The 2955-nt window shown below is 65.1% G+C and carries 4 protein-coding genes; all 4 read right to left on the bottom strand.

Annotated features, from left to right (window positions below; genetic code table 11):
* Positions 1-69: 69 nt before the first annotated feature.
* The 4 genes from V8324_RS21500 to V8324_RS21485 all read right to left on the bottom strand — a co-directional run bounded on the left by V8324_RS21500 (position 70) and on the right by V8324_RS21485 (position 2603).
* Positions 70-1359, bottom strand: coding sequence for a Y-family DNA polymerase (locus V8324_RS21500; RefSeq protein ID WP_336421933.1), 1290 nt, complete (start codon positions 1357-1359; stop codon positions 70-72).
* Positions 1356-1790: a LexA family protein gene (locus tag V8324_RS21495; RefSeq protein WP_336421932.1), complete on the bottom strand. Its 435-nt coding sequence runs from the start codon at positions 1788-1790 to the stop codon at positions 1356-1358. The genes V8324_RS21500 and V8324_RS21495 overlap by 4 nt, the downstream gene beginning before the upstream one ends.
* 88 nt (positions 1791-1878) lie before the next feature.
* Positions 1879-2322 carry an SOS response-associated peptidase family protein gene (locus tag V8324_RS21490; RefSeq protein ID WP_336421934.1) on the bottom strand — a complete coding sequence of 148 codons (444 nt, stop codon included), beginning with the start codon at positions 2320-2322 and terminating at the stop codon, positions 1879-1881.
* Positions 2271-2603 carry a hypothetical protein gene (locus V8324_RS21485; RefSeq protein ID WP_442970597.1) on the bottom strand — a complete coding sequence of 111 codons (333 nt, stop codon included), beginning with the start codon at positions 2601-2603 and terminating at the stop codon, positions 2271-2273. Before V8324_RS21485 ends, V8324_RS21490 begins: the two co-directional genes overlap by 52 nt.
* Positions 2604-2955 lie beyond the last annotated feature (352 nt).

The raw sequence follows: 2955 nt of genomic DNA, 5'->3' as shown, positions 1-2955 counted from the left end.
ATTTGGTGGCCGCTCGCCTGTGGGCTTTGCCACCTCCGGGGTGGGTCATTTTTGGATGATCACACCGGGTCAGTTTTGAATGCACATTGACAACCTGACGACCGGCAGATCCGACAGCCGCGTCGTGTAGCGCGGGCTACGATGATCGGCGCGCAGCTGCCACGACCGCACCAGGCCCTCGCTCGCGACCACCATGGTCTTCTTGCCGAACCGGTGGTTCACCTCATCGAGCGCACGCATCAGGGCGGGTGAACCGCGCGGCGCATCAAACAGCGTCCTCGGGCGATCCTCGAGCGGCAGCAGATCATCGAGCATGACACCCGCCTTCGTGAACGCGTAGGCATGGGTCCCGGTTTTCGGCCATGCCGCCTGGGCGCAGCGCCTTGCGGCCGCAACCAGCTCGAACGTGTCGGATGACATCGGCACGATTCCCGTCGTACGGGACCCTGTATATTGCGGCCGGTCCGGGCGGTGCCGGTTCGTGTGGAAAAAGACCGTCATCGTGCCGGCCACAAGCCCATGCTGTCTCAGCTTCTCCGCCGCGCGCGTCGCATGCGCGGCGATCGCCTCGAACAGGGTGTCGAAATCCTGCATCGGTGTGCCGGCGGACCGGGTGACGGCCATCCCCTTGCGCTGTGGCGCGACGTCATCAAAGGCAATGCAGGGTTCGCCCTGCAGCTCCAGCACGGTGCGTTCCAGCACGACCGTGCCCAGAGCGCGCGCCTGGCGCGGCGGCATGGCCCGCAGCTCCGCGGCCGACCCGATCCCCAGCCCATGCAGCTTTGCTTCGGTCCTGCGGCCGATGCCCCAGATGTCACCGACGGGGACGAGCGGCAGAAGCCAGTCGGCGAGGCCCGGGTCCATAATGTCCAGAACGCCCGCGAAGATCGGGTTTTTCTTGGCGATGTCGTTGGCGCATTTAGCAAGCGTCTTCGTTGGCGCGATCCCGACCCGGACCGGCACGCCGACGCGGCGCAGCACGTCGCGCCGCATGGCCCGGGCATGCGCCGTCCGGTCCCGGAACCCGCCGAAGTCGAGAAAACACTCGTCGATCGAGTAGATCTCGACGTTGGGCGTGTAGTCCTCGTAGACCGCCACCACCCGGCGGCTGATATCGCCGTAGAGAGTATAGTTCGACGAGAAGACCCGGATCCCGTGCGCCTCGACCTTGTCGCGGATCAGGTGCAGCGGCTCGCCCATCCTGATCCCGAGGGCTTTGGCCTCATCACTGCGGGCCACGGCGCAGCCATCATTATTCGACAGCACGATCACCGGCACGCCTTTCAGGCTCGGGTCGAAGAGCCGCTCCGCACTGACATAGAAGTTCGCGCTGTCGCTGATCGCGATCGGGCGCGTCACGCCAAGTCGTAGCGCCGTACCACACCGGCGATGACGCCCCAGATCTCGCTCTCCTCGGTCAGCTTGATGTCGGGGAAGGTCTCACGGGTGTTGGCGGTAGCGAGGTAGAACTTGCCGTCCCGTTTGCGCAGGATCTTCGCCGTGACCGCACCGTCGACAACCGCAAGGACGGCGCGCCCGAGGCGCCGCTTGCCGGCCCTGTCCACGGCGATGATGTCGCCGTCCCGGATCCCGACGTCCCAGAGGCAGTCGCCCTCCACGCGCCACCAGAAGGTCGAGGACGGGTGCCGCACGACCCAGGCGATCGGGTCGATCTCATCTTCGAGGTCATCGCCGGCCGGCGACGGAAAGCCCGCACTGGCGCGCGGCAGGCGCAGCGGGATGATCTGTCCTTCCATGAGAACAGGGGCGTCTATCGGATAGACCGGCATCCGCGAATCCTTCTGTGTTCCTGTTATGTTCTTCCGTAGATCAAGCACAGGGTCCCCGGCTGTCAAGCGGTGACTCGAAGGCCCGCGGTTATCCGGCAGGACCCAGACCGCCCCGATCGGACTTGAGCCCCTCGCCGCTCTGGTGGATCACCATGCGCGCGGCCGGGAAGGGCCGTATCAGCGCAAAAGCCTCATCGGGGGTCCCGGTGAGCCATTGCTCGTAATCCCCAGGATCAAGGATCGTTGGCGAGCGATCCGGATGCGCCTGCCGCGTCAGCGCGTTCGGCGTCGTGGTGACCATCGATGAGGTGATCATCTCGCGCTCTTCGCCACCGCCGTAATTGCCCTTGTAGTGCCGCCAGATACCCGCGAGGGCGAAGGCTGGTCGTTCTTCCTCGCCGTCATCGTCCCCGGCCACGCCGAACCACACATAGGTGGCCGGGTTGCGTCCCTTGGGCTCGCAGTAGCTTGTAGCCGGGATCAGGCAGCGCCGGTTTTCGAAGCTGTTGGCCCAGAACCGGGAATTGCGCAGCTTGTCGTCCCGCGCGTTGTTGACCGCCTTGGGCTGANCCAGAACCGGGAATTGCGCAGCTTGTCGTCCCGCGCGTTGTTGACCGCCTTGGGCTGAATCGGATTGCCGGTCTTCTTCGAGACCTGGGGCATCACGAACCCCCAGTGCGCGTGCTCCAGCCAGCGGGAGCCGTCCGGATCGACCCCGACGATCGGCGACATGGTCTTCGGGAAAATGGCCGGCAAGGGCTCGGCGTTGCCCAGTTGGTCATTCGCGGGATCCACCGCAAAGAGCTGGCGCATGGCGGCTGGCGGCATGGTGTTCGAATAGAGATTGCACATGGTAGCGATGATAGCTCACGGACCAGCATGAAGCATTATGAAATACCACCCAAATTCAAGGCGACGCCAGACGATGCGCTGGGCAACTTCCCGGATGCTCGGCGAAACCGACGCGAGCCCCCCTATCTCCGGCGCCGAGGCCCGATGCGATGCGGTCAGCGGCCCGCTCAGATGTAGCAAACCGGTCATCTGATCCGACGATGTCGAACGGCAGCACAGCTGTAGGTTTCTCGGACGCCGCGCGAGGTGGTCGAGTAGCGCGCGGCACCGTCTGGCGTCCGAGAAGCGCGCAAGCACGAAATTGCGGGGTTGG

The sequence above is a fragment of the Roseovarius sp. D22-M7 genome, assembly GCF_037083785.1.
In the GTDB taxonomy this organism is placed as follows: domain Bacteria; phylum Pseudomonadota; class Alphaproteobacteria; order Rhodobacterales; family Rhodobacteraceae; genus Roseovarius.
This window is presented reverse-complemented; position numbering and strand designations above follow the sequence as displayed.